At 41.6% G+C, this 250-nt stretch carries 1 protein-coding gene; it reads right to left on the bottom strand.

The features are described 5' to 3' along the window. Window positions 1–40 precede the first annotated feature (40 nt). On the bottom strand, window positions 41–250 hold a 210-nt coding region (locus tag HMPREF2637_RS08085; protein ID WP_141760031.1), incomplete at its 5' end, for a hypothetical protein.

Genomic DNA, 250 nt, shown 5'->3' on the forward strand with positions numbered 1-250 from the left:
ATCTCTGCTTCATAAATAGGATTAGGAGGTTTTATGCTTCTTATTCAGCATCTTTTTCTTTGATAACCAAGACACCGTCTTCCATATCAGCTTCTAGGTGTTTAGCATCAAGGTTATCCAAGTGGAAGTCTGTGACTTTGTCACGGATTTGTTGTTCAACCACACGACGGAGTGGACGAACACCCATGACTTCATCGTAGCCTTCTTCAGTCATGTATTCTTTAGCAGCTTCGCTAACTGCCAAGTCAAT

It is taken from the genome of Streptococcus sp. HMSC065H07 (assembly GCF_001837325.1).
In the GTDB taxonomy this organism is placed as follows: Bacteria; Bacillota; Bacilli; order Lactobacillales; family Streptococcaceae; genus Streptococcus; species Streptococcus salivarius_H.